Raw genomic sequence first — 21808 nt, 5'->3', positions numbered from 1 at the left:
CCGTCGTGGTCGAACGGGCTCGGCCACGGGGCGGGCGCCTGCCGGGCACGTTCCGTGGCGGCCGGGTTCCGCACCGCAGTGGGCGGCGGTGGTGTGACGCAGCCCGCACGGTGCGAGCCGGGTGCCGTGGCATACTCGCCCAAAGGTGCCCGTTCCGCCCCGACAGCCACCGGCTGCGCCCCGGAAAGCGGCACGCAGACACGACGCCGGTCCAGCTGGGCCCGGCGTTCCGGCACTCCGCCGGGCAGGGTCACGGGCTCACCCGGCGACGGTCTCCGTCCAGTGACGCCGGATGCCGACACCGACGCCGCAGTCGGTCCCCACAGCGATTCCCCCGTCCCCGTCGACCGCCGCACCGCTGCGGTCCGCCGCGGACCCGGCCACGGTCGGGCCGACGCCCCGGCACCTGCCCCGGGCGCCCTCTCCCCGATGGAGTTCCACCCCCATGAGAATCCGCCGTACCGTCCTCATCCCCGCTGCCGCGCTCGCCACCGTCCTCACAGCGGGCGGCGGCGCCAACGCCTTCGTCGAGCACAAGGCCCAGGAGCGCGTGGCCGAAGAAGCCCGGTCCCGGCTGGGTGCGAACGCCGACGTCCACGCGGAGCTCACGGATCCGCTGGCCGGCTTGAAGACCCTGACCGGGCAGGTCGGCACGGTGCGCATCAACGCCGACGGGGTCCGGCACGAGGGGACGTCCTTCGCCGTCGACGCCGCGCTCCACGGCGTGTCGACCGACGGCAGCGCCACATCCGGTTCGGCCACCGTCACCGTGGGCTACGACGAGCTGGCCGAGCGACTGCCCAAGCCGTTGCGCGGGATGAAGCCCGGCACCGACGGCAGCCACCTCACCCTCTCCGGCACCGTGGGCGGTCTCGGAATCCCCGTGAGCGTTCTGAACAAGGTGTCGGCCGACCCGGACGGCCTGACCGTCACCCCGGACAGCGTCCGCGTCATGGGCCAGCGGATGAAGCTGGACACGCTCACGTCGCTGCCCGGCATGGAACAGTTCGCTGACGACCTCGGCCCGCGCACCGTCGGGCTCGGCCAACTTCCCGAGGGGGTCCGGCTCACCGACGCGAAGCCCTCGGACGACGGGCTCGCCCTCACTTTCCGCTTCTCCCCCGACGTCCTGCGCGCCGCCGACGCGCCCGGTGGCCCCTCAGGGAACACGTCCGGGGACTCCGGCGGCTCCGGGGACACGGGCACCTGAGCCGATCACGAGCGGCCGCTTACCGCGCGGTCCGGGGACGCAGATCCGCACCGGGAGGCCGCGCGGCTTGGTGGCCGGGCTGCTGCTCTGGCATCATGAGCAACCGGAACTTTGCTCCGGTAAACATCCGGAGCAGCACTCCCTATCGGCGAGCCCGGGTGGAAGGAGCGGCGTGATGAGCGACAGCAGGGGGGACGCGGAGCACCCGGCCCGGCCCAAGCGGGCGGACGCCCGGCGCAACGAGAAGACGCTGCTCGACGCCGCCGCCGCGCTCTTCGTCACCTCTGGTGTGGATGCGCCGGTACGCGACATCGCGGCCAAGGCCGGTGTCGGGGTGGGCACCATCTACCGGCACTTCCCGACACGGGCGGATCTCATCATCGCCGTCTACCGGCACCAGGTGGAGGCCTGCGCCGAGGCCGGGCCGACCCTGCTGGCGACCAGCGAGAGCCCGCACGCCGCACTGCGGCAGTGGATCAGACTCTTCGTCGATTTCCTGGTCACCAAGCACGGGCTCGCCGCTGTGCTGCACTCCGACGACGCCGGGTTCGACTCGCTGCACAGCTATTTCCTCGACCGCCTGGTACCCGTGTGCACCCAACTGCTCGACGCCGCTGCCGAGGCCGGTGAGATCCCCGGCGACGTGGAGGCCTACCAGCTCATGCGCGGCGTCGGGAACCTGTGCGTGGGCGCGGACAGCGATCCCCGGTACGACGCACGTCGACTGGCCGAGCTCCTGATCGCGGGCCTGCGTCAACCGCACTGACTTTCAGCCGGGCAGCTGACGGCCGAGCGCCCGACCGGCCGGGCAGTACGGACAGGCAGCTGCCCGGCAGGCACTCACAGGGCTCCTACTTGGCGAGGTAACCCCTCAGATCGTCGAGCACCTTGTCGGCCGCTGTCACACCGAGGCCCAGGTACCAGATCTCCTCGTCGACGTTCTTCGCCTGCCCCTTCTGCACGGCGCGCAGGTTCTTCCACAGCGGGCTGTCCTGCGCCTTGGCGCGGTCCGTCGCCTTCGGGTCGCCATAGGTACCGGTGAAGATCCAGTCCGCGTCGGCCTCGTCCATCCGCTCGGCACTGATCTCGGCCGCGAGATCGTCGACCTGCTGGTTCTTGGGCCGCGGCAGCCCGACGTCCTGAAGGATGGTGCCGATGAACGACGCCTTCGCGTACAGCCGGATCATGCCCGGCATGTAGCGCACCATCGAAACGGTGGGCTTGTCGTCCCCGAGGTCCTCGCCGAGCTTCTCGGCCTTCTTCTCGTACGCGTCGAGCTGGGCCTTCGCCTGCTTCGTACGGTCGAGGGCGGCGGCGTTCAGGAGGTAGTTCTCCTTCCAGGTGAAGCCGGGCCGGATGGAGAAGACCGTCGGTGCGATGGCCGAAAGCTGCTTGTACTTGTCGGCAGCGCGGAGCTGGCTGCCCAGGATCAGATCGGGCTTGAGCTCGGCGATGGCCTCAAGGTTGAGGTTGTTGATGGTGCCGACGCTCTTGGGGTGGCCTGCCTGCTTCTTGAGGTAACTGGGGATCTCGTTGTCACCCTCGGTGGGGGCGAGTCCGACGGGCTCGAAACCGAGGGAGACGGCGTTGTCGAACTCACCGACATCCAGCACGACCACCCGCTTGGGCTGCTTTTTGAGCTCCGTCTCTCCCATGGCGTGGGTGATGGTGCGTGGGAACTGCCCGGGCTCGGCGTCCGTGCCGAACGAGGCGGTCTTCTTCGCGGCCTCCGCGAAGCCCTCGCCGCCCTGTGCCACCTTCTCCTTCGTCCTGCCCTTGCCGTCGCCGGACCCACCGCTGCCGGACGAGCCACAGGCGGAGAGCGCCAGTGCGGCGGCCAGGGGAAGGGCAACGGCTGCGGCGACGCGCTTACGACTGCCGCTCGGGCGTATCGACATCAGGTGCTCCGAAACTCGGGGATCGCTACTTGGGCGAACCTTAACTTAGGCGAACCTTACTTTGTTTTCGGCCACGCCCCACACCTCCTCGCGGTGCCGCCTGCGGGCCCGTACCGTCCGCCCCGGGAGCAGACGTGCGGGAGCGGAGGGACGGGTCGCGCTATTCGGCCAACAGCCGCGCTCCCCGGCTAGCCTCGCCGTTTCCCCGTGCGTAGCGTCCTGGCACACAAGGCGCCAAGTGTCGTGGGACGCCGGGCGGTTCTCGCGGGTGGGATGCGCGCAGGGCGGCCGCGGCCACGCCTTGGGGCTGTCACGTGGCTGGGATTCGGGGGATCCCAGCGCCGTGCAGCGAGGCCCCGAGCCGGCAATCCGGCTCGGGGCCCTGCTTGTACCTGTCCCGCTTCGTGCCCTGTGCCGTGCTGCACCGCAAGGAGGATCAGTGCCTTACGCGACCGTCAACCGGATCGAGTTGTTCTATGAGGATCACGGTGCCGGACAGCCGCTGGTCCTGTTGCACGGCTGGGGCACATGCGGCCTGGTGTGGCGCGCCCAGCAGGAGGAGTTCGCCCGTGACCACCGGGTCGTCGTACCCGACTGGCGCGGGTGCGGCCGCTCCGAGCGACCGGCGAGCGACAACACCATCGCGGACAACGCGCAGGACGTCCTGGCGCTGACGGCCGCACTCGAACTGGAGGCTCCGGTTCTGGTCGGCTGCTCCGCCGGGGCCGCGATCGTGCTGGAAGCCGCCAGACGGGCCCCCTCGTCCGTACGTGCCGTGGTCGCTGTCGACGGGCCCGGCTACTGGCCCGCGGAGCGGAAGGCCGAGCGGCTCGTCGAGCTGCGGGAGGCGCTGCGCACGGACCGGGCTGCGACGGTCAGGCAGTGGGTCGTGGACTGGTACGGCCCCCTGGCCGACCCGTCGCTGCCGGAGTGGACGACCGAGCAGATCCTGACCGCCTCGGAAACCATCGACCAGATCCTCACCGACGCGGTGCGCCACAATCCACGGGAGACCATCGGGGAGCTCACCGTGCCCGCGGTCTTCATCCACGGAGAGCTGGACGCGGAGATCCCCGCGGAGGTGTCCACCACCCTCGCTCGGCTCGCTCCGCGCGGGGAGGCGCACCTCATGACGGAGTCGGGCCACATGCCGCACGTCGAGCAGCCCGCGGAGTTCAACGCGCTGCTGCGGTCGGTCCTGGGGCGTCTCACCGCGCCGGGAGCCGCCTCCGCCGCCGATCCGGGCTGACGGCCCGGCGCCGCGGCCGCGACGGGGCGTTCCGGGCCGCGGTAGGCGTCCACGGGAAACCGTGAATACAGCGACAAACCGTGAATACAGCGACACAGCACAGCAGGACCCCGAGCCGGAAACACCGGCCCGGGGTCCTGCCGTACAGCGCTGGGGTCCCCCGACCCCCAGGCGCGGTACGGCTCCAGGTATGGCCGATACTCGCCCGTGTGAATTCCCCGGACTTGCCCGGCATTTGACTCCTGGGATTGAGAACGTTACTCACTGCGGAAAGGGCAGGCTAGCCGCGGAACGCGGCCTCTGGCCGGATAACGCGACGGTGAGTGAGGAAGCTTGAATGAACGCGTCCGCTGCCGATGACAGCCGGATGCGGACGCTGGTCCGCAGCGACGACCTGGACGAGACGCGGGAGATGATCAGCACCGCCTACAGCCCGTACGAACTGCGCGCCCTGAACAGGCCGCAGGACTTCTCCGCGTGGTACGCGGAAGGAGGCTTTCCCGGTGTCACCCTGTCCGCCTTGAGCTACGGCACCGAGACACTGGTGGCTCCGGAGCCGCTGACGACGTATCTGCTCGTCTGCCAGGTGCACAAGGGCAGGGTCCGGGTCGAGTCGCCGGGCCGCGAGGAACAGTTCGTCGGGACGGGGGACACCTATGTGCTCGACCCGCAGCGCAGGTTCAAGGTCTTCTGGGGCGCCGGCGCCCGCATGACCACGATCAGACTGTCCAAGGAACTGGTGGACCGGGCGGCCGGGGAGGCGTTGGGCCGTGAGGAGCCGGTGCGGGCACGGTTCGCCCTGGGCGGACCGGTGTCCGCAGCCGCGGCGGAGAGCTGGTCGGGGATCTCCGCGGCAGTGCACCGGGAGATCATGGCCGGTGGTCTCGCGCACACCAATCCGCTGGTCGCGGCGCAACTCACCCAGGCGGCGGCCGCGACACTGATGGCGACGCACCGGCTGCTGCCGGGCTCGGAGCCGGTGCGGCACATCGGGAACGTGGCACATCCTGCCGTCCGCAGAGCCATCCAGCTCATCGAGGAACGCAGCGACCAGCCGCTGACCCTCTCCGACCTCGCCGCGGCCGCCAGGCTCAGCCCCAGGGCACTCCAGGAAGCGTTCCAACGGTATGTCGGCCGCACACCGTTGGCCTATCTTCGCGAGGTGCGTCTGGACCGCGCCCACCGGGACCTGGTCGCGGCCGACGCCGACGGGCCGGTCACCGTGGCCGAGATCGCCTTCCGCTGGGGCTTCTCCAACCTCGGCCGGTTCGCCAACTGGTACCGGCGGCGCTACGGGCACGCGCCCTCGGTCACCTTACGCGCATGACGGACCCGAAGGCTCGGCGTGCGAACGCCGACCACCGGCCTGTTCCATGCGCGGGAGCGCGTCCGAAAACCGACCTGGCCAACCACTGACGGGACAAGTACATACCAATTGCGGGGGAGAAGACGTCGCTGGGTGCGCGGTGGGGGGACTTCGCCACAGCGGCGGTAGCGGCACTGCGCCAACCTCGACCCGGTTCTGTTTCCCGGGCCCTGTTCCGGATTCCGTTCCGGGTCTGTCACGGACCTCAGCTCTCCTGCTGAGTGGTCGAGCCCGAAACGACTCGAAGGGTACGGTCATGTCTCGAAGATCACTCAAGATCCCAGCGGTGGCGGTGGCGTTGTTCGCTGCCGCGTTCTCCGCGCAGCCCGCTCAGGGTGCGTCCAGCGCCATCGCCGACCCGCCTGACGACAAGATCGTCATCGACGTCGCCACGGTGAACGGTTCCGGGTGCCCCGAAGGAACCGCCCAGGTGGCTGTCGCGGAGGACAACACGGCCTTCACCGTCACCTACAGCGACTACCTCGCCGAAGTGGGACCCAACTCCAAGCCCACCGACCGCCGCAAGAACTGCCAGCTCAACCTCATCGTGCACGTCCCGCAGGGCTTCACCTACGCGATCGTCAGCGCGGACTACCGCGGATACGCGTATCTGCAGCCCGGTGCCAGTGGACTGCAGAAGGCGTCGTACTACTTCCAGGGCTCCTCGGACACGGCAGCCACCAGCCACCCCTTCGACGGCCCGCAGGACGGCAACTGGCAGGCCACCGACTCCACCGACTGGGGCCAGTTGGTGTGGAAGCCCTGCGGCGAGCAGCGCAACTTCAACGTCAACACCGAGATACGCGTCGATGCCGGCACCTCGGACCCGACCAAGACCAGCTTCATGACGATGGACTCCACCGACGGGAACATCAACACGACCTACCACTTCGCCTGGAAGAAGTGCCCGACCTCCTGACACACCCCACCAGCCGCCCTCCGGCCGATCACACACGATGACGTGTGGGTGGGCCTGCACATCCCGCCCCCGTGCGCGGAACAGCTGTCGCCGGTCCACCGCACGGGGGCGTTCTCGCACATGCCGCGGCTCGCACACCGCAGCGGTCTCCTGCGACCGGCTACAGCCGCAACAGCCGCTCGGCGGTGTCGCGATACTGCTGGAGCGCCCGACGCAGCTCCTCCGTGCCGGTGCCGCCCAGCTGGTCGGGGCAGCTCGAACGGAGGGAGCGCCGCAGCTCCACAAGCGCCTCGGTCAGCTGGTTCGTCGCCTCCTCGAACACCGCGTCGGCCTCCCGCACCGCGCCGCGCGGGTCCTCGACGAAGGTGGTGAGGGATTCCTGGAGGCGCAGCTCCAGTTCCGCACGCCGCCCCTCCGGCAGCAGCGCCTCCGTCGTACGGAGCGCCCCCGCGTGTGCGGGCGCCGTGTGGCCCCCGCCGGGTGCGCCGCCGGTGGTCCGCGGTGCTCCGGCCGGTTCGGTCGGTTCCGCCGGTCCCGACGGTCCCGTCGGCGCGGTGTGGCCGGTTCGCCCGGCCGCTCCTGGGACGCCCGGTGGGGGCGGAGGCGGGGGCGCGGTCCGGGAGCGTTCGGCGTCGGTCGTCATCGGGCCTCGCCTCCCCTCATGGAGTGGCCCGGCGTCCAGCGCGCTCCGCCGGCGCGGCCGGGCTCACTTCCCCGTCCCACGGCGTGCGTCGGCTCGTGCCGGTGGTGCCTGCGCCCGATGCCGCCGCTGCGCCCGAGCCCCGGCTCGGGCGTCGCGCTGTCGTGGTGCGGGGTGGCCAGCGCCTCGAACAGGCCACGCGCCTCCAGGAAGGCCGCCCGCATCTCCTCGGTGCTGTCACCGCGCAGCGCCTCGCGCACGCGCAGGTATCCGTGCACCTGGTGGGCGTGGTGCACCGACAGCGCGGCGATGCGCTCCTCGAACGGGACGTTCGGAGGGTAACCGCGTTCGGTGGCCAACTGGTCCAGCAGAACGTCCGCTTCGTTCAGTGCCGCGTGCGGCGACTGAACGAAGTGCTCCTGGACCGCGGCCCAGCGTTCGGCGTACCGCTCCGGCTCACCGGGTGTCAGCGGCTTCTCCCGCAGCGAGCCGTAGCGCCGCAGCCGCTCGTTCAACTCGCGCCTGGCGGCCTTGGCGTCCCCGTTGTGACGGGCCACGGCACGGTCGTACTCGGGTCCGAAACGCCGCTTCAGGCTCTGCCCGCCGGCTCCCGCCCGCTGCCTGAGGCGGAAGGCCAGAACGAGGGCGACGGCCAGGATCACGACGAGACCGACGATGAGCAAAGTGGTGTACATGTCCGCCCTCTCCGGCTCCCGGACCGTCGCGCATGGGGCGGGAGCCGAGCTGATGGGTCGTTGCGCCCCGGATCCGGGGCCGGCGCAGGCCGGGTAGCCCGCCCCACCGCCGGTAAACGCCCGGCCCCGTGGCCGGGTGGCACGTCCCCGTCCGGCGGCGCCGCGGCGTGCCGGTCGGCCGTGGGCAGGAGGGCACCGACGGCTCCTTGCCGCGCCATTTCGGCCGCCTATAGCCTGAGGCAGGCGACCCACCCCTCCGTTCCGGAGGACCGGATGTCGGTTGCCGCCGAGCTCACCGAAGCCGAAAGGAACCGGTTCGTGGGTACTGACGCGCACTCTGCTCTCCCTCTGGTCGGCACTGTCGTCGCCGAGGGGTTCGCTCGCTGGAGCCCCGAGCTGAAGAAGGAGTTCGACAACAACGCCCACAACGGCCGGGTCGGCCAGACGCTGCTGAAAGAGACCGATGCCCTCCGCATCTGGGAGACTCGTCTCCAGCCGGGAGAGCGCATCCCCGTGCACCGGCATGTGCTGGACTATTTCTGGATAGCTCTCACCAGCGGCCGGGCCCGCCAGCACAACAGCGACGGCACCACGCGCGAGATCTCCTACTCCCGCGGCCGTACCCAGAACTTCTGTCTCGCCGAGGGGCGACACCACCTGCACGACCTGAAGAACATCGGCGACGACGTCCTGTCGTTCCTGACCATCGAGACAAAAGGCGGCGGGAACGAGCCCGTGCCGCTTCTCTAGCGCCTTGCACCGGCCCGGAGTGCGGACCCGCGTCCTCCTCCTGGCACGCGGCCTGGCACGCGGCACGACCCCCTGGCCGGCACTGGGCGCCGCGCTCGGCAGCCGGCCCCCTGCCCGGCCGACCTCACCGTCGGGCGCGCGCCCCTCCTGGCCCGGCTCTCCGAGCACCGGCTCGCCGCCACCGACGATCCGGCCCGCCATGCGTCGCTCTTCGCCGGCCACGGCAACGACCTGATGGACCTCGGCCGCCCAAAGGAGGCGCTGCGGACGGTTGAGGCCCGTGCCCCCGCCGCTTCGGACGGCTCACAGGGCCGAGGAGAGCGCTTCGAGCAGCATGTTGTTGGCTCGCCGATCACCGACCGAGATACGGCAGGTTCCCGGGACGAGGCGCCCGGTGTCGGCGACGAGGATGCCCGCATCGCGCAACCGGCCCATCACATGCTCGTGCTTGTGCAGACGGACCAGCAGGAAGTTGGCGTCGGAGGGGAACACCCGGTCCACCGCCGGGTGGTCGGCCAGTGCCGCGGCCATCCGCTCACGCTCGGCGCGGATGCGCCGGATCCCGGCGAGCACCCGTCGGGAGTCGGTCAGCCGGGCCCGAACGGCGTGCTGCGAGGCGTTGGTGAATCCGAAGGGCACCTGCACCCGCCGCAGCGCCTCGACGATGCCGGGGTGCGCCAGGACGATGCCACAGCGCGCACTGGCCAGCCCCCACGCTTTCGAGAGCGTCCTGAGGACAATGAGGTTGTCGTGCTGTTCGATCAACTCGGCATACGAAGGCTGCTCACTGAACTCGACATAGGCTTCGTCGATCACCACCAGCCCGCGACTGCGCGCCACCAGGGCGTGCACCTGCGCCCGTTCGAGCCGCGTCCCGACGGGGTTGTTCGGATCGCACAGGATGGTCGCCCGGGGCTCGGCCTCCAGGATGCGCTCGACGTCGAGGTTTGACAGCGAGTCGCCGCGCAGCGGCACCTCGACGACGGGCAGGCGCAGCAGACGGGCGAAGTGGGAGTACAGCTCGAAGGTGGGCGGGGTGACGCAGATGCGCTCGTCGGGCGAGGTCAGCGCCGCCAGGAGCAGCATGACACCGTCGACCGCCCCGCTGGTGAACAGCAGGTGGTCCGGGGTCAGCGTGCCCGGGCCACCGTGCCCGGGCAGTTTCGCGACCGTGTCCAGATACGTTCCGGCGAGCTCCGCCGTGTCGAGTTCGGGGTAGTGGCCGGCGGTGCCGAGGAAGGGGTTGGTGTTGCTCGACAGGTCGACCAGGTCGAACCGTGGCCGATGGCGGAAGCGTGCCGGGCCGGGCACCGGCACCGCCGTGACGGGAGGGGCCGCGAACTTCGAGAGCTCCTGCTCCGCTTCGGCTGTCTGCGAGGACGTGAGGCCGGGGGCGCGCAGCCAGTGGTCGAGGGGGACGAACAGATCGGCTCCCAGGCGGCGCTTGCGGTGGGCGTCCCCTCGTCCGAGGTGGACCCAGTCCAGGCCGGAGCGCCGCGCATCCTGGTACAGCCTGTAGAGGGAGGCCAGGTAGAGGTTGTGCCGCGCGGCAGGATCGTCCTGGTCCACGGCCTGCGTGAGGAAGTGGATGCCCCGGCCGTTGTGCGATGCCATGACGAGCCCGGCCTGCACGACGGTGTTCTTTCTGCGGCGTACGAACATCTCGGTGCGCTCCGCCAGCGCGCCGTGCGCCAGTGCGTCGAGGGCGTCGGCGCTGTACGGGTTGAAGCCATGGCCGCCCGAGCGCTCGGCGTGGTGCCGGTGGAGTTCCACGAAGGCGTCCCGCGCCCACTGCCTGTGGTCCAGCTCGCTCAACCGGAACCGCTCCCAGCCGACTTCTCGGGACGCCGCGTTGTGGCGGCGGCGCAGGTCGCGGAGTTGTTTGGCACCGACGCGGTCGCGCAGGAGCTCGTCCACGTCTCCGGTCAGCCGAAGGACGCACTCGGTTCCGGCGGTGAGGGGAACGAAGCCGGCTGCCCGCAGCGCGCCGGTGTCGTCGCCGCGGCGTACGTGGGGCACCAGGATCTGCGGCGCGTCCAAGGTCTTCGCACGGCGGGCCAGCTCGTCGAGCACGGCGGGGCCCGGGGCGGGGCTGGTCGGGTTGTACAGGGCTCCGCCGCCGACAAGAGTGCGGCGCTCGCGCACCGCCGGGTCCGCAGCGGCGAACGCGCCGGGGTCGGGTTCCAGCCGGGCCAAGGAGCAGACGGGCTCGGGGGAGCCCAGAGCGGCGCACAGTACGCGCCGCAGTTCGTCGATATCCGCGGACCTGCGCATCTCAACCCCGTTCCGGTTCGGGCCACGTCCTGCCGCCGCCTTCGCGTACCGGCCTGGGCCCGCTGTCGTCGTCGACGCGAGTGCCGTGGGCGCGCACAAGCACCTTCTCCACTCCCCTTCGTCAGTTCGAGCTCGCGGCCTTGTGCGCATCGACGTGGGCGTCGATGCGGTCCCGGTATTCCGGGAACAGTGCGGCCAGGGTGCGGGCGATTCCGGTACGCCAGCCGACCGAGCAGTCGCCGATGAGGCTGCGGCGGACGTCGTGGTCGAAGATCGCTGTCTCCCGGCTGTAGTCGTTGCGGTCCAGTCGGACGGGCACTCCGGTGAGCGCGGACATGTGTTCCAGCAGGTCGGTGATGCCGACCTCCTCGTCACCGCCCCAGTTGACGACCCGCGCCGGCGTCCGCGCCACGGCCCACAGCAGCGGCACCTGTCGGACGACGTCGTCGGTGTGCAGCAGGTTGCAGTAGTTCTGCCCCTCGCGCGGCACCGCGCACGGCTGCCCCCCGCGCATCTCCTTGAACAGGATCATCGGCACACCGCCATGGCCGTACGGGCCGTAGGCGATGTTGAGCCGGGCTATCACCGCCGGCAGCGAAAGGGCCTCGGCCAGACCGCGCACCACGCCTTCGGCCGTGATCTTGGCGACGGGGTACGTCGGTAGCCATGGCGCCGCTCCGCCCAGCGGATCGCTCTCGCGGTACCGGTGCGTACGGTCGGCCCGGTTGTAGACCACGCCGGAGGAGACGTACAGGAACGACTCGGCCGAGCGACAGTGCGTCATCAACCGTGCCGTTGCGACAGCGTTGATCCGCGCGGCCTCCTCGAAGTCCTTGCCGTCGCCCCTGTGCACGGCCGAGTGCAGCACATGGGTGAAGTCGCGGGGCACTTCACCGAGTTCGTCGGTGGCCATGTCCCAGGTGGCGGTACGCACACCCCGTGCTTCGAGTGCCTTGCGGGCGGCCAGGTCGCCGAACCGGCCCAGGCACCACACCTCGTTGTCCTCGGCGAGCGACTCGGCGACGGGTCTTGCGACCTGTCCGGTTCCACCTGTGACGAGTATCTTCCTGCCTTGCATGATCGGCGGCTCCTGGTCCGTCGTATCGGCGGCTGCTGCCTCTTGTCGTCCTCAGCCGAGCGCGCGGGCCAGCTCGTGCCGCAACGTCGTCTGGAAGGTCTGCACATGCTGCGGGCTCATCAGGGTGTAGTGCTCCCCGTCGACTTCGACATAGGTGTTGGGGGCGCGGGTGAACTCGTCCCAGTGGCGCAGCTGGTTGTCCAGCCACTCCTGTTTGCTGCCGCGCAACGGAGTGCAGTAGAAGACCCGCACCTGCTCGACCGTCCCCGAGGGTTCGTAAGTGCGGCCCAGCTGCACCATGTTCTGAGCCAGGTGCACCCAGTTGGCGAACCGCTCGACGTTCAGGTCCAGCTCGGTCAGCCGCCGCTTGGGGGCCTGGTCGACCAGATAGGCCAGTTGCTCGGCCTCGGGCAGGGCGCGGAGCGTGGTCGTCAGCCGTTCGACGTCGGCCGCGCTGATCAGCTCCAGGAACAGCGCGAGATTGATCGCGCCGTCGGTGAAGGAGATCTCGTTCATACGGCCGGAGATATGCGGCGGCAGGTTGAAGACGCCCACGAAACCGACCCGGTCGCCGTCGGCCTCCAGCCGCTTGGCGATCTCGAACGCGACTGCGCCGCCGTAGGAGTAGCCCGCGACCGCGTAGGGGCCGGTCGGCTGAGTGCGCCGGATCGCTTCCACATAGGTGGAGACCATTTCGTCGAACGACCCGAAGTGGGTCTCGCCCTCCCCGAACCCCCGGGCCCGCAGGGCGTAGAACGGGCGCTCGCCGGTGAAGTACTTGGCGAGGTTGACGAACACCAGCACCTCCCCCAGACCCGGATGCACACAGAACAGGGGTGTCCCGTCCCCGGTGATCTGCAGCGGCACCAGCGGGTCGTAGGCCGCGTCCCCGCCCGCCCCCCGCCCAGCGGTCAGCCGGCGGGCCAGTGCTCGGACGGTCGGGGTCTGCAGGAGCGTCGACATCGGCACGTCATCGAGGCCGAACCCGGCCTGGATCTCGGACTTGAGCCGCAGCACATCGAGCGAGGTCCCGCCCAGGTCGAAGAAGCTGGCGGTCGCTGACACCCTTCCGGTGTTCAGTACGCGGGTGTAGATGGCGGCCAGCGCGGTCTCGGCCTCCCCCTCCGGTGCCACGTAGGCACCGAGGAACCGGGTGCTCACCTCCTCCGCCCGGCGTGCCGCCTCCGCCAGGTCCCCGCTCTCCACGGCTGAGCGCAGCCGGGACCGTTGGACCTTGCCGAGGTTGCCGCGCGGGATCTGGGCCGCGGCGACCGGGAGGATCAGCTGGGGCCGGAACCCCCAGTGCATCACCGTGGAGCTGCGTATCGCCACGATGGCGCGGTAGACGGCCGAGTCGTCGGTGGGGTCTCCTGCCGGGACGAACGCGACGGCGAGCTGTTCGGAGTCGGCACCGGCGGGTCGGATCGGGAATGCCGCGACCTGCCCGTGCCGCACCTCCTCCAGCCCGTTCAGGACGGCTTCCAGATCGTGGCTGTAGTAGTTGACCCCGTTGACGATGATGGAGTCCTTGGTCCGGCCGACCAGCATCAGCCGCCCTTCGGCGTCGAGGCGGCCCAGGTCGCCGGTGCGGAACCAGCCGTCGGCGGTGAACGCCTGCGCGGTGGCCCGGTCGTTGCCGAAATAGCCGTCGGTGACCATCGTGCCGCGTAGCTGCACCTCACCCGGGTCGGCCGTGCCGGGCGCGTCGGTGGACGACAGGACGTTGCCGTCCGCGTCGGCGATCCGAATGTGCAGCCCGCGCACCGGGCGGCCCAGCGGAGGGAACTCGGTTTCCAGGTCCCGGGCGGCGAAGTCGCGGTTGAACACGCTGCCCGCACATGTCTCGGTCATCCCGAAAGCGGGCACGATCACATCCTGGCGCAGCCCGTGGCCCGACAGCGCGTTCAGGAACGCCCGTGCGGTGGCGGTGACGGTGGCCTCGCCGCCGGAGATGATGTACCGCACCCGGGACAGTTCCACCCCCTGCGGGGCCGGCCCCTGTGCGAGGGCCTGGTTGATCTGGCCGAACAAGAAGTTGGGGGTGAAGGTCACCCTCACCCGGTGCGCGGTCAGCAGGCGCAGGAATTCGAGCGGGTCCGCCAGCACGGTGGCGGGGGTCGCCACCACCTGCTCGGCGCCGTTGACCATCGGCAGCAGGTGTGCCTCGATCGCGGCTATGTGATCGGCCGAGATCCAGTTCATCGTCGTGTCCTGCGGCCCCAGTTCCAGCGCCCCCGCCTTTCCCGCCTGCGCCGCCAGCAGGTTGGCGTGGGTGAGCCTGACCGCCTTGCTCGAACCGGTGGAGCCGGAAGTGAGCATCAGCAAGGCGAGATCGTCGGCGACCGGAGCATGGCGCTGCTCGTGCTCGGCCTCGGCCGGAGCCTGACTCAGCTCCTCCACCGTCACGGTGCGCAACCCGACATCGGGGAGATCTCCGTGCACCGCCTTGGGAACGACCGCCAGCGGGTCACCCAACAGCTCGCGAAGATCCTCCAGTTGAGCCCGTGCGCGGCCGGGTTCGGCCGGTGGTGTGAACGGGCACGGCACGACACCGCTCAGCACGCACCCCCAGAAGGCACGGACGAAACTCTCCGGATCGTTGGCGGCGATCAGCGCGCGGCCGCCCGGAGTGGTGCCGTGGCTGCGCAGCCCCTGCGACATCCGGCAGGCCGACTCCCACAGATCGGCGTAGGACAGGAAGGAGCCACCGATGAAAGTGATGCCTCGGGATCTGTCATGCGACACACTTTCGAGCAACTGCGGGAGTGTCGAAGCGGGGTTCTGGTCCGGCATGGGGGAATACCTCCGATTCGGAAGCGACGGGACAGTCGCGAACAGACGCCTGAGCGGAGGCGTACGGGACGTACGGGACGGAAACTTGGCCGCGCCCCCTGGGGCTCCCACGGCGGGCGGACGCGCGGGCAGGCGACCTCAAGGCCGCCTGAGGGCACCCAGGAGCTGGATCCGGGCACGACCCCGCGCCAGAAGCGTTGTCGAGCCCGGCGGCCGTGGGCCGGGCGGGACCGGGGCGTCCCTGCCCGGCAGCGGCCTCGGCCGATCTCAGCCGACCTCGTTGAAGCGCACGATCTCCTCGATCGTCTTCTGCAACTGCAGCTCGTCCGGGTCGGACACCACGGCATGACCGACACTGCCGTACGGCCCGAGCGGCGTGTCGGGCGACGAAGAGTAGGTGATGGCCTCCAAGCGGAAGCTGCGCTCGAAGTCCTGCTGCGTCAGATGTCCGCTGCTGGAGGGGCGCAGAAGCACATATCCGTAGAAGCGTTCCGGTGCCTGACTGCCCAGGGCCCGGGTGGGCACCTCCCCGAGTGCGAGACCGATCTCGACGTCGAAGAGGTCGACGCCGTACGTCAGTCCGTTGGCCTGCGGTGAAAGCCCTCCGGGGAGGCGGACGGCGCACTCGCCGAACGTCAATCCCGCCTCGCTCAGGAAGGCTTCGAGATGAAAGACGCAGTCGGGGGCGTCCAGACTGGTGAACACCTGCCCAGCCAGCGTCTCCAGTTGCTGGAACAGTTCGGGGTGTCGTCTTCGGTCCAGGAGATGAGCGGCCAGGATGCCGCCTTGTGCGGCACTGACCGGCGAGGCGTGGTAGCGGGAGACGGAAGACCACCGCAGGCCCCCGTTGCTCCAGATGCCGTCGATATAGACTTCCGGAGCGTCTATGAAGGACTCGGCGACGATTTCCACGTCGGACTTCCCGGGGAAGAGCTCCAAGCACTTCGCGTATTCTTCGGGGCTACGAACGATATTCGTACGCAAAGAGCCCGCCCCGGTGGCCGGCTTGATGACGACAGCGTCCCCCAGATCCTCGACAAGATCCTCGAAAGACGTCTTCTTTGTCGCATACCGGCAGCGCGCCCGCCGGATCTGCGGAGGCAGACCGCTCTTTTGCAGATACTTGTCCCGGAAGTAGAGAACCTTCTTCGCGTCCGCGTTCCCGGGCAGGCCCAACTGCTGACGCAGACAGGCGGCCGGGAAGACTCCCATTTCATGGACGGACAGCACTCCGGCCAGGTCGTCGAGGCGCGCGGAGAGTATTACCCGCAGTACTTCCTGAACATTCTCCATATCGCTGACACACGCGGACCTCCGCCCCTCCGGCGGACTCGCCGGCGCCTGCACGATATAGAAGGGATCCAGGCCACGGCGCTGCAGCGCTCGGTCGAGGTCGCCCCGGTACCCGATGACGATCAGTGTCGGCACTCTCATCTCCCCGCGTCACGTCCAGCCAAAACCTGAGAAGTCATGTGCCGTACGGCCCGGGTAAGAAGAAGCAGCCGGCCAGTGGATCGGATAAACGTTTTGCGGAGACAGCGAATCTCGGCATGACTGAACCCCCGTTGGATGTTTCCCGATCAGTTACTCCGACCGGGGCCAACACAATGGCATCGTGGCACAGGGGGTACAGCGATGTGGATATACAGGAGCATGATCTTTTACCGGGTGATGCGTGACATAGGTCACAGGAAGAACTCTGCGGTTGGCGGGTACGGAATGACACCGCGCCTTGCCGCTGTTCGGAGCACATTCGCTGCGCCCGTGAAACCTCACACCTCTTCGTGTACGTGTCGGCACGAATAGTGACCGCCCTGTGCAAGCACCACACATCCACCCGGCAGAGATGAACAAGGCACGCCCGGGCTCCACTTGCAGAATTGCAACCGGACGGACGGTTCCGGTCCCCGGTCCCCGGTACGGGCCCCCCGTTCCGGCTCGGGCCGGAGGCCCGCCGTCTGCTTGGTCACCGCGAGAACCGCAGAGGGCGGGCCTCATCCCGCTCGCACATCACGCCTGTCCCCCAAGTAACCCTGCGCAGTAACCTGTTCCTCCGCGTCGCCGTCGCGCTCGGGAGGCTGAGGGACAGTGATCGTGCTCGGTTACAACGGCTTCACCCGAGGTGCGGAGCTGTTCGGACGCCTCTTCGGCGCGACCGGTGTCGGCCGCAATCTCCTGGTCGGGCACGACGCCGCGGCAGCGCTGATGATCGATGGCGAGGTGGTCGCCGCGGTCGAGGAGGAGCGGTTGAGCCGGGTCAAGAAGACCTCGGACTTCCCGGCGCACGCGATCGAGTGGTGTCTGGACTCGGTGGGTGTCGGTCTCGACCAGGTGGATGTGGTCGCCTTCCCCTGGCGCTTCTCCCCGACCGTGGCCGAGGAGATGATCGCGCAGATATGCGGCAGCGATCTGCCGGTCACGGCGAAGTTCGACTCCCTGCGGCGTACTGGTGAGCTGTACACCGACATGCTCAGCCGCGAGGCGGTGTACAGCGACTTCGTCCAACGTACCGGCTACGAGCTCGATCCCGACAAGCTCTCCTTGGTGCCCCACCATCTGGCTCATCTCATGTGCGGCGCCTATCTGGCCGGCGGAGGCGATGCCGCTTTCCTGGTGAGTGACGGTCGGGCCGAGACCCTGTCCTCCGTCATGGGCGAGCTGCGCAACGGCGTGGTCCGTCTGCTGGAGGACACCGCCGTCGACATGAGCAGTTCGCTGGCCGTGACCTACGGGAGGATCACGCGCTATCTGGGGTTCGTGCCCAACAACGACGAGTACAAGGTGATGGGCCTGGCCGCCTACGGTCCGCCGCCGCGGCACAATCCCCTGCTCGAACGGGTCGTGCGGCTGCACGAGAACGGCTCGTACACCCTCTCCGTCCCCCAGGACGTCCAGGCTTACTACGCGCTGTTCGACAGCCTCTTCGACGGCGACAGCGAGAAGCGGGAGCAGTTCGACTTCCGCGTCAAGGTCGCCGGGCTGGCCCAGCATATGGTCGAGGCCGTCACCGCGCACCAGCTGCGGACGCTGACGGCAGCCTCCAACCTGGACACCCTGCTCTTCGAGGGCGGTCTGGCCCTCAACTGCGTCGCCAACACCAAGATGCTGGAGAGATCGTCGTTCACCGGTATGGAGGTCAGCTTCGGGGCCAGTGATCCGGGTGTCGCCATCGGCGCGGCCGTGTACGCCGCCGGTCTGCGGAATCGGCCCGCCGCCGCGGTCACCACCCCTTATCTGGGGCCGTCCTACGACGCGGGGCACATCCGGGAGGCGCTGGAGCAGTACGCGGACCTCGTGGTGTGGCAGGAGGAGCCTGACGCCGCTTCGGTCGCGGACAGGACCGCGGAGCTGCTGGCCGGGACGCGCGTCGTGGGCTGGTTCCAGGGGCGTGCCGAGTTCGGGCCGCGCGCCCTGGGGAACCGGAGCATCCTCGCCAACCCGGCGATCCCCGATATCAAGGACATCATCAACCTCCGTGTGAAGCACCGGGAGCCGTTCCGCCCGTTCGCACCTGTCGTCCTCGAAGCCGAGGCTCCCCGCGTCTTCGAGATGGGCAAGAAGACGTCCTCCCCCTATATGACGTTCGTCTTCCCGGTACGGCAGGAGTACCGGGAGCGGATCCCCGGCGCCTGCCATGTGGACGGCACCGCGCGCATCCAGACGGTCGACGAGCGGCAGAATCCGCACCTCGCGCAGCTGCTGCGGGCCTTCACGGCCCGGACCGACGTCCCTTGCCTGCTCAACACCTCCTTCAACGTGGCCGGAGAGCCCATCGTCTGCTCGCCGAGGGACGCGTTGGAGTGCTTCCTCGCCACCGAGATCGACCACCTGGTCATCGACCGGTTCGTGGTCACCAAACGGGATCGCTGAGCTGTCGGGCCGTGCCGGGCCGGGTGGCCTTACCACCACCCGGCACTCTCCTGGCGACCGGCCTCGAACGGTCCTCTTCCGCTGTCGGACCGGCCTCGTCCTCCGGCGGTTGCGGCAGCGCGTCAGCGCTGTTGGTAGACGAGCCAGACCTGGCCCTTGTCGAAGGGCATCCGCCGACCGTCCGGCAAGGTGTAGGTGGTGTCGGCCGTCGCACTCGTGCGCTGCCACTCGGTCGTGAACGCCTTGCCGTCGCGCAGCACGGTCGCCTCTCCGCTGCCGACCGTCTCGATGTACGGCGTCTTGCCGCTGGAGTCCGGCGGCATGTCCGTCTTCTGGACGATCACGGTCTTGCCGCCGAGCCGCTTGCCGGATGTGCTCTTCGCCGGCTCCCCGTCGAAGGAGGCCAGCCAGCGGTCCTCCTTCGCGGACCAGGTGAACGTGGTCCGGGACGAGCCGTGATCGACGGTCTGCTCCTCGGTCGGCGTACCACCGCTCGGCTCCGCGCCGAAACGGAAGCCGATGTCGTCGGCCTTGCTCGCCTTCGGCGCCTTTGCGAGGAGCTTGTCGGGGTGGCCGTAGAGGTTGTGCGGGGGCTCGTGGTCGCCACCGCGCTCGTAGGCGTCCGGGTGGTCGTCGTGCGAGACGCCGTACAGCGGTGACTTCTCGATCTTGTCGACGACTGCCTGGCGTGCGCCCGAGTAGGCGAGGGCCGGGCGCTGGAACATGCGCAGCTGCTCGACGTTGTACTCGCGGGCGCTGCGCACCGGGCCCAGAGTCTCGGGATAGTGGCTGGAGTAGATGGCGAACACCCGGCTCAGGCCGCCCTCGACCTTCTCCACGCCGACGATGTCGGCGTCTTCGAGCGCGGTCTGCGGCCGCGCGTCCTTGTGGTTGTCGATCTTCACCGCGAGCACCGGGTTCCGTTTCGCCGGAAGCCCGGTGAACGGCGAGGTGTACTCGGCCTTCGGCTGCTTCGGGGCCGTCCCGGCATCCTCGTGGGCGGCGAACGACGAGGTGCCCGGCGCCGCGCCCGTCAATCCGCCGACGACGGCCAGGGCGATCAGCAAGCGGAAGCGGTGTGGGGGTATCCGCCTCCCTCGTTCCGCGCCACCGGCAGGGGTGGGTGAGGTGGAGCTGTCTTCCATCGAACAGGCCTCCTGTGGGGGGAACATCTGCCTGAGGGGCCAACCCCACCTCCCACGGAACCGCGCCGTCAATACCCGGTGCGCCGACGCCGCGTCACCTCCTGCGGCCGGGCAACTCCCCGAAGTACGCGGGCAATTACGTTCGGCCGCGCCTTCACCGCACGTCGGGCCACGCCCGGTCCCGGGGCCGGACAGGCCGCCGGAACCGGGCGGAGCCGGTCACTCGATGTTGATCTTGAAGGTGGATGTCGTGTTGCGGATGTCCTCGGCGTTGTCCCGCAGGGTCAGCCCGCGGAACGTCGCCTCGCCCACGGCCGGTCCCTGGCCGGCCTCGGGCATCTCGTTGGCCCAGATGCCGAAGCCGGACTTCTCGTCGTACTCGTCACCGCTCTTCCTGGCCCCGGAGACGGTGACGTCGGTCAGCTCCGTGTCCTCGACGGGATGCTGTGGCTGCTGTCCGACGTAGTTGGTCTGGAACATGATCCCGTGGTACGTCGGATCGGTGATCTCGGCACCGTTCACCCGGATTCCCCGGAACGGCTTCGAGGCCGAGAACAGCCAGATGCCGGGGAAGGTCTGGCCGTTCCAGAAGTGACCCCCGGCCCGCTCGATGCCAAGGCCCTCGAACGTCGTCTCCTCGGGCCCGAAGCCGTTCATCGGATAGCCGAAGTCCAGCGAGGAGATGGTCACCCCGGAGTAGACCAGGGTGTCCGCGACACGGATGTTGCGGAAGGTGTTGAGCCGTCCGCCGTAGACGGCCAGACCCGCGGCCCGCCAGGTGAGCTTCGAGGTGAGGTTCTGGTAGACGTTGTGCTGCTGGTCGCCACCGCCCGAGTCGAGCGCGGAGAACAGCGCGAAGGAGTCGTCGCCGGTCGCCCTCGTCTCGTTGTCGGTCACCAGGTTGTCGCTGGAGCCGTTGGTCATGTTCAGACCGTCGGCGAAGGTGTTGCGGATGCGGTTGTCCTTGAGCGTCATCCTGTCGGTGTTGGCGCCCCAGTAGAGACAGACCATGTGTTCGGCCCAGATGTTCTCGATCGTGATGTCCGAGACGTTCTGGAAGTCGAAGACCTTGCCGGGCCCGTCGATGCGGGAGGTGTAGTTCCCGAAGTACGCGAAGCCGGAGAACGTCGAGCCGTTGGCCCCGTTGTCGGCCCGGAAGCCCACGTCGGTGTTCTCCTGCCCCGAGGGGGCGTGGAAGCGGGTGAACCACGGCCCGGCGCCGATCACCTTCACGGGTTTGAGGTAGACCTGGAACTTGCTGGAGGTCCGGTAGTCGCCCGGCGGCAGATAGACACCCTGGATCCTACCCGTGGTGTCCATCCGGGCCTTGTCCAACGCGTTCTGCACGTCCTGGTGGGTGAAGCCGGCCGGCTCGACGAACGCCTCCGGGTCCGGGTTCGGCGTCGCGGAGACCTTCTCGAAATCGACGAAGTCGATCGCGTAGGACGAGGAGTTGTCGGCGTCCTTCTGCAGCCGGATCCGGCTTCCGGCCGGTACGGTGCGGCCGAGGTCCAGCTGCGCCTCGTCGTAGATGTGCCGCGCGGGGCCCGCGCCCGGGTTGTTGACCGGCGCCGCCTCGGGGCCGTACAGCCAGGCGTACCTGGAGGTCAGGTCGAGCGCCTTGCTCTTCTCGCCGTCCACATACACGTTCAGGGTCGCGTCGGTCCCGCCGCCGCCCGGTGCGTCCGGTATGGAGAAGCGGGTGACCAGGGTGTTGGTGTCGACCGTGGTGGTGAACTCCACGTACTGACCCGTCTCCTTGAGCGTCACGGCCTTGCGGCCCGACGCCTCCCCCGCCAGATCACCGATCTTCCGGTTGGGGCCGACCACCTGGGCGCCGCCCCCGGTGGTGCCGGACTCGGCCTCGACGGTGGTGTAGGGCATGTCGGCGCCGGTCGCGGTCACGTTCCCGGCGCGCTCG

At 69.3% G+C, this 21808-nt stretch carries 15 protein-coding genes and 1 pseudogene; 7 read left to right on the top strand and 9 right to left on the bottom strand.

Annotation, left to right across the window (positions count from 1 at the left end):
* The first annotated feature begins 445 nt into the window (after positions 1-445).
* Both JW613_RS20690 and JW613_RS20685 read left to right on the top strand, forming a co-directional pair.
* Complete coding sequence (locus JW613_RS20690; RefSeq protein WP_209212323.1) at positions 446-1210, top strand: LmeA family phospholipid-binding protein; 765 nt, start codon at positions 446-448, stop codon at positions 1208-1210.
* Positions 1211-1385: 175 nt separating this feature from the next.
* Positions 1386-1976: a TetR/AcrR family transcriptional regulator gene (locus JW613_RS20685; protein ID WP_209212322.1), complete on the top strand. Its 591-nt coding sequence runs from the start codon at positions 1386-1388 to the stop codon at positions 1974-1976.
* Between the two features lie 85 nt (positions 1977-2061).
* Here JW613_RS20685 and JW613_RS20680 read toward each other — a convergent pair whose 3' ends face one another.
* Entirely contained in the window at positions 2062-3108 is a 1047-nt protein-coding gene (locus JW613_RS20680) for an ABC transporter substrate-binding protein (protein WP_209212321.1), read from the bottom strand.
* A 439-nt stretch (positions 3109-3547) separates the two neighbouring features.
* On the opposite strand from JW613_RS20680, the gene JW613_RS20675 reads away from it, so the two are divergent.
* From JW613_RS20675 to JW613_RS20665, 3 genes are all read left to right on the top strand, one after another.
* Positions 3548-4357, top strand: coding sequence for an alpha/beta fold hydrolase (locus JW613_RS20675; RefSeq protein WP_209212320.1), 810 nt, complete (start codon positions 3548-3550; stop codon positions 4355-4357).
* Between the two features lie 337 nt (positions 4358-4694).
* The gene (locus JW613_RS20670) at positions 4695-5684 is read left to right on the top strand and encodes an AraC family transcriptional regulator (protein WP_209212319.1); all 990 of its coding nucleotides are present in this window, start codon (positions 4695-4697) and stop codon (positions 5682-5684) included.
* Between the two features lie 295 nt (positions 5685-5979).
* Entirely contained in the window at positions 5980-6642 is a 663-nt protein-coding gene (locus JW613_RS20665; RefSeq protein WP_209212318.1) for a DUF4360 domain-containing protein, read from the top strand.
* Between the two features lie 160 nt (positions 6643-6802).
* On the opposite strand, the gene JW613_RS20660 is transcribed toward JW613_RS20665, so the two are convergent.
* Entirely contained in the window at positions 6803-7285 is a 483-nt protein-coding gene (locus tag JW613_RS20660) for a hypothetical protein (protein ID WP_209212317.1), read from the bottom strand.
* Positions 7282-7977 (bottom strand): hypothetical protein, encoded by a 696-nt coding sequence (locus JW613_RS20655; protein ID WP_209212316.1) that lies wholly within the window; start codon positions 7975-7977, stop codon positions 7282-7284. The genes JW613_RS20660 and JW613_RS20655 overlap by 4 nt, the downstream gene beginning before the upstream one ends.
* Before the next feature lie 318 nt (positions 7978-8295).
* On the opposite strand from JW613_RS20655, the gene JW613_RS20650 reads away from it, so the two are divergent.
* On the top strand, positions 8296-8727 hold the full coding sequence (locus tag JW613_RS20650; RefSeq protein ID WP_209212315.1) for a cupin domain-containing protein: 432 nt from the start codon (positions 8296-8298) through the stop codon (positions 8725-8727).
* A gap of 303 nt (positions 8728-9030) precedes the next feature.
* Here the strand turns inward: JW613_RS20650 and JW613_RS20645 are convergent, their stop codons facing one another.
* The 4 genes from JW613_RS20645 to JW613_RS20630 all read right to left on the bottom strand — a co-directional run bounded on the left by JW613_RS20645 (position 9031) and on the right by JW613_RS20630 (position 16300).
* Positions 9031-11001: an aminotransferase class I/II-fold pyridoxal phosphate-dependent enzyme gene (locus tag JW613_RS20645; RefSeq protein ID WP_209212314.1), complete on the bottom strand. Its 1971-nt coding sequence runs from the start codon at positions 10999-11001 to the stop codon at positions 9031-9033.
* A gap of 121 nt (positions 11002-11122) precedes the next feature.
* On the bottom strand, positions 11123-12079 hold the full coding sequence (locus JW613_RS20640) for an NAD-dependent epimerase/dehydratase family protein (protein ID WP_209212313.1): 957 nt from the start codon (positions 12077-12079) through the stop codon (positions 11123-11125).
* Between the two features lie 51 nt (positions 12080-12130).
* Positions 12131-14872, bottom strand: a complete 2742-nt coding sequence (locus tag JW613_RS20635; protein ID WP_209212312.1) for a non-ribosomal peptide synthetase — start codon at positions 14870-14872, stop codon at positions 12131-12133.
* 267 nt (positions 14873-15139) lie between these two features.
* Entirely contained in the window at positions 15140-16300 is a 1161-nt protein-coding gene (locus JW613_RS20630; RefSeq protein WP_209212311.1) for an ATP-grasp domain-containing protein, read from the bottom strand.
* Positions 16301-16960: 660 nt separating this feature from the next.
* Here JW613_RS20630 and JW613_RS20625 point away from each other — a divergent pair.
* Entirely contained in the window at positions 16961-18742 is a 1782-nt protein-coding gene (locus JW613_RS20625) for a carbamoyltransferase family protein (RefSeq protein WP_209212310.1), read from the top strand.
* A gap of 122 nt (positions 18743-18864) precedes the next feature.
* On the opposite strand, the gene JW613_RS20620 is transcribed toward JW613_RS20625, so the two are convergent.
* Both JW613_RS20620 and JW613_RS20615 read right to left on the bottom strand, forming a co-directional pair.
* Positions 18865-19887 carry a DUF3048 domain-containing protein gene (locus JW613_RS20620; RefSeq protein WP_209212309.1) on the bottom strand — a complete coding sequence of 341 codons (1023 nt, stop codon included), beginning with the start codon at positions 19885-19887 and terminating at the stop codon, positions 18865-18867.
* Between the two features lie 219 nt (positions 19888-20106).
* Positions 20107-21780 (bottom strand): annotated as a pseudogene (locus JW613_RS20615) (glycosyl hydrolase family 28-related protein); the annotation flags it as partial.
* Positions 21781-21808 lie beyond the last annotated feature (28 nt).

Origin of the sequence: Streptomyces smyrnaeus (assembly GCF_017676345.1) — a bacterium.
GTDB lineage: Bacteria > Actinomycetota > Actinomycetes > Streptomycetales > Streptomycetaceae > Streptomyces > Streptomyces smyrnaeus.
The sequence above is the reverse complement of the archived record's forward strand: the minus strand, read 5'-3'. Positions and strand labels throughout refer to the sequence as shown.

What these genes read in the sequence shown, in the direction of transcription:
- JW613_RS20690 (WP_209212323.1), top strand. Translation starts at nt 446, where the DNA reads ATGAGAATCCGCCGTACCGTCCTCATCCCCGCTGCCGCGCTCGCCACC.
- JW613_RS20685 (WP_209212322.1), top strand. Translation starts at nt 1,386, where the DNA reads ATGAGCGACAGCAGGGGGGACGCGGAGCACCCGGCCCGGCCCAAGCGG.
- JW613_RS20680 (WP_209212321.1), bottom strand. Translation starts at nt 3,108, where the DNA reads ATGTCGATACGCCCGAGCGGCAGTCGTAAGCGCGTCGCCGCAGCCGTT.
- JW613_RS20670 (WP_209212319.1), top strand. Translation starts at nt 4,695, where the DNA reads ATGAACGCGTCCGCTGCCGATGACAGCCGGATGCGGACGCTGGTCCGC.
- JW613_RS20665 (WP_209212318.1), top strand. Translation starts at nt 5,980, where the DNA reads ATGTCTCGAAGATCACTCAAGATCCCAGCGGTGGCGGTGGCGTTGTTC.
- JW613_RS20660 (WP_209212317.1), bottom strand. Translation starts at nt 7,285, where the DNA reads ATGACGACCGACGCCGAACGCTCCCGGACCGCGCCCCCGCCTCCGCCC.
- JW613_RS20655 (WP_209212316.1), bottom strand. Translation starts at nt 7,977, where the DNA reads ATGTACACCACTTTGCTCATCGTCGGTCTCGTCGTGATCCTGGCCGTC.
- JW613_RS20645 (WP_209212314.1), bottom strand. Translation starts at nt 11,001, where the DNA reads ATGCGCAGGTCCGCGGATATCGACGAACTGCGGCGCGTACTGTGCGCC.
- JW613_RS20640 (WP_209212313.1), bottom strand. Translation starts at nt 12,079, where the DNA reads ATGCAAGGCAGGAAGATACTCGTCACAGGTGGAACCGGACAGGTCGCA.
- JW613_RS20635 (WP_209212312.1), bottom strand. Translation starts at nt 14,872, where the DNA reads ATGCCGGACCAGAACCCCGCTTCGACACTCCCGCAGTTGCTCGAAAGT.
- JW613_RS20620 (WP_209212309.1), bottom strand. Translation starts at nt 19,887, where the DNA reads ATGGAAGACAGCTCCACCTCACCCACCCCTGCCGGTGGCGCGGAACGA.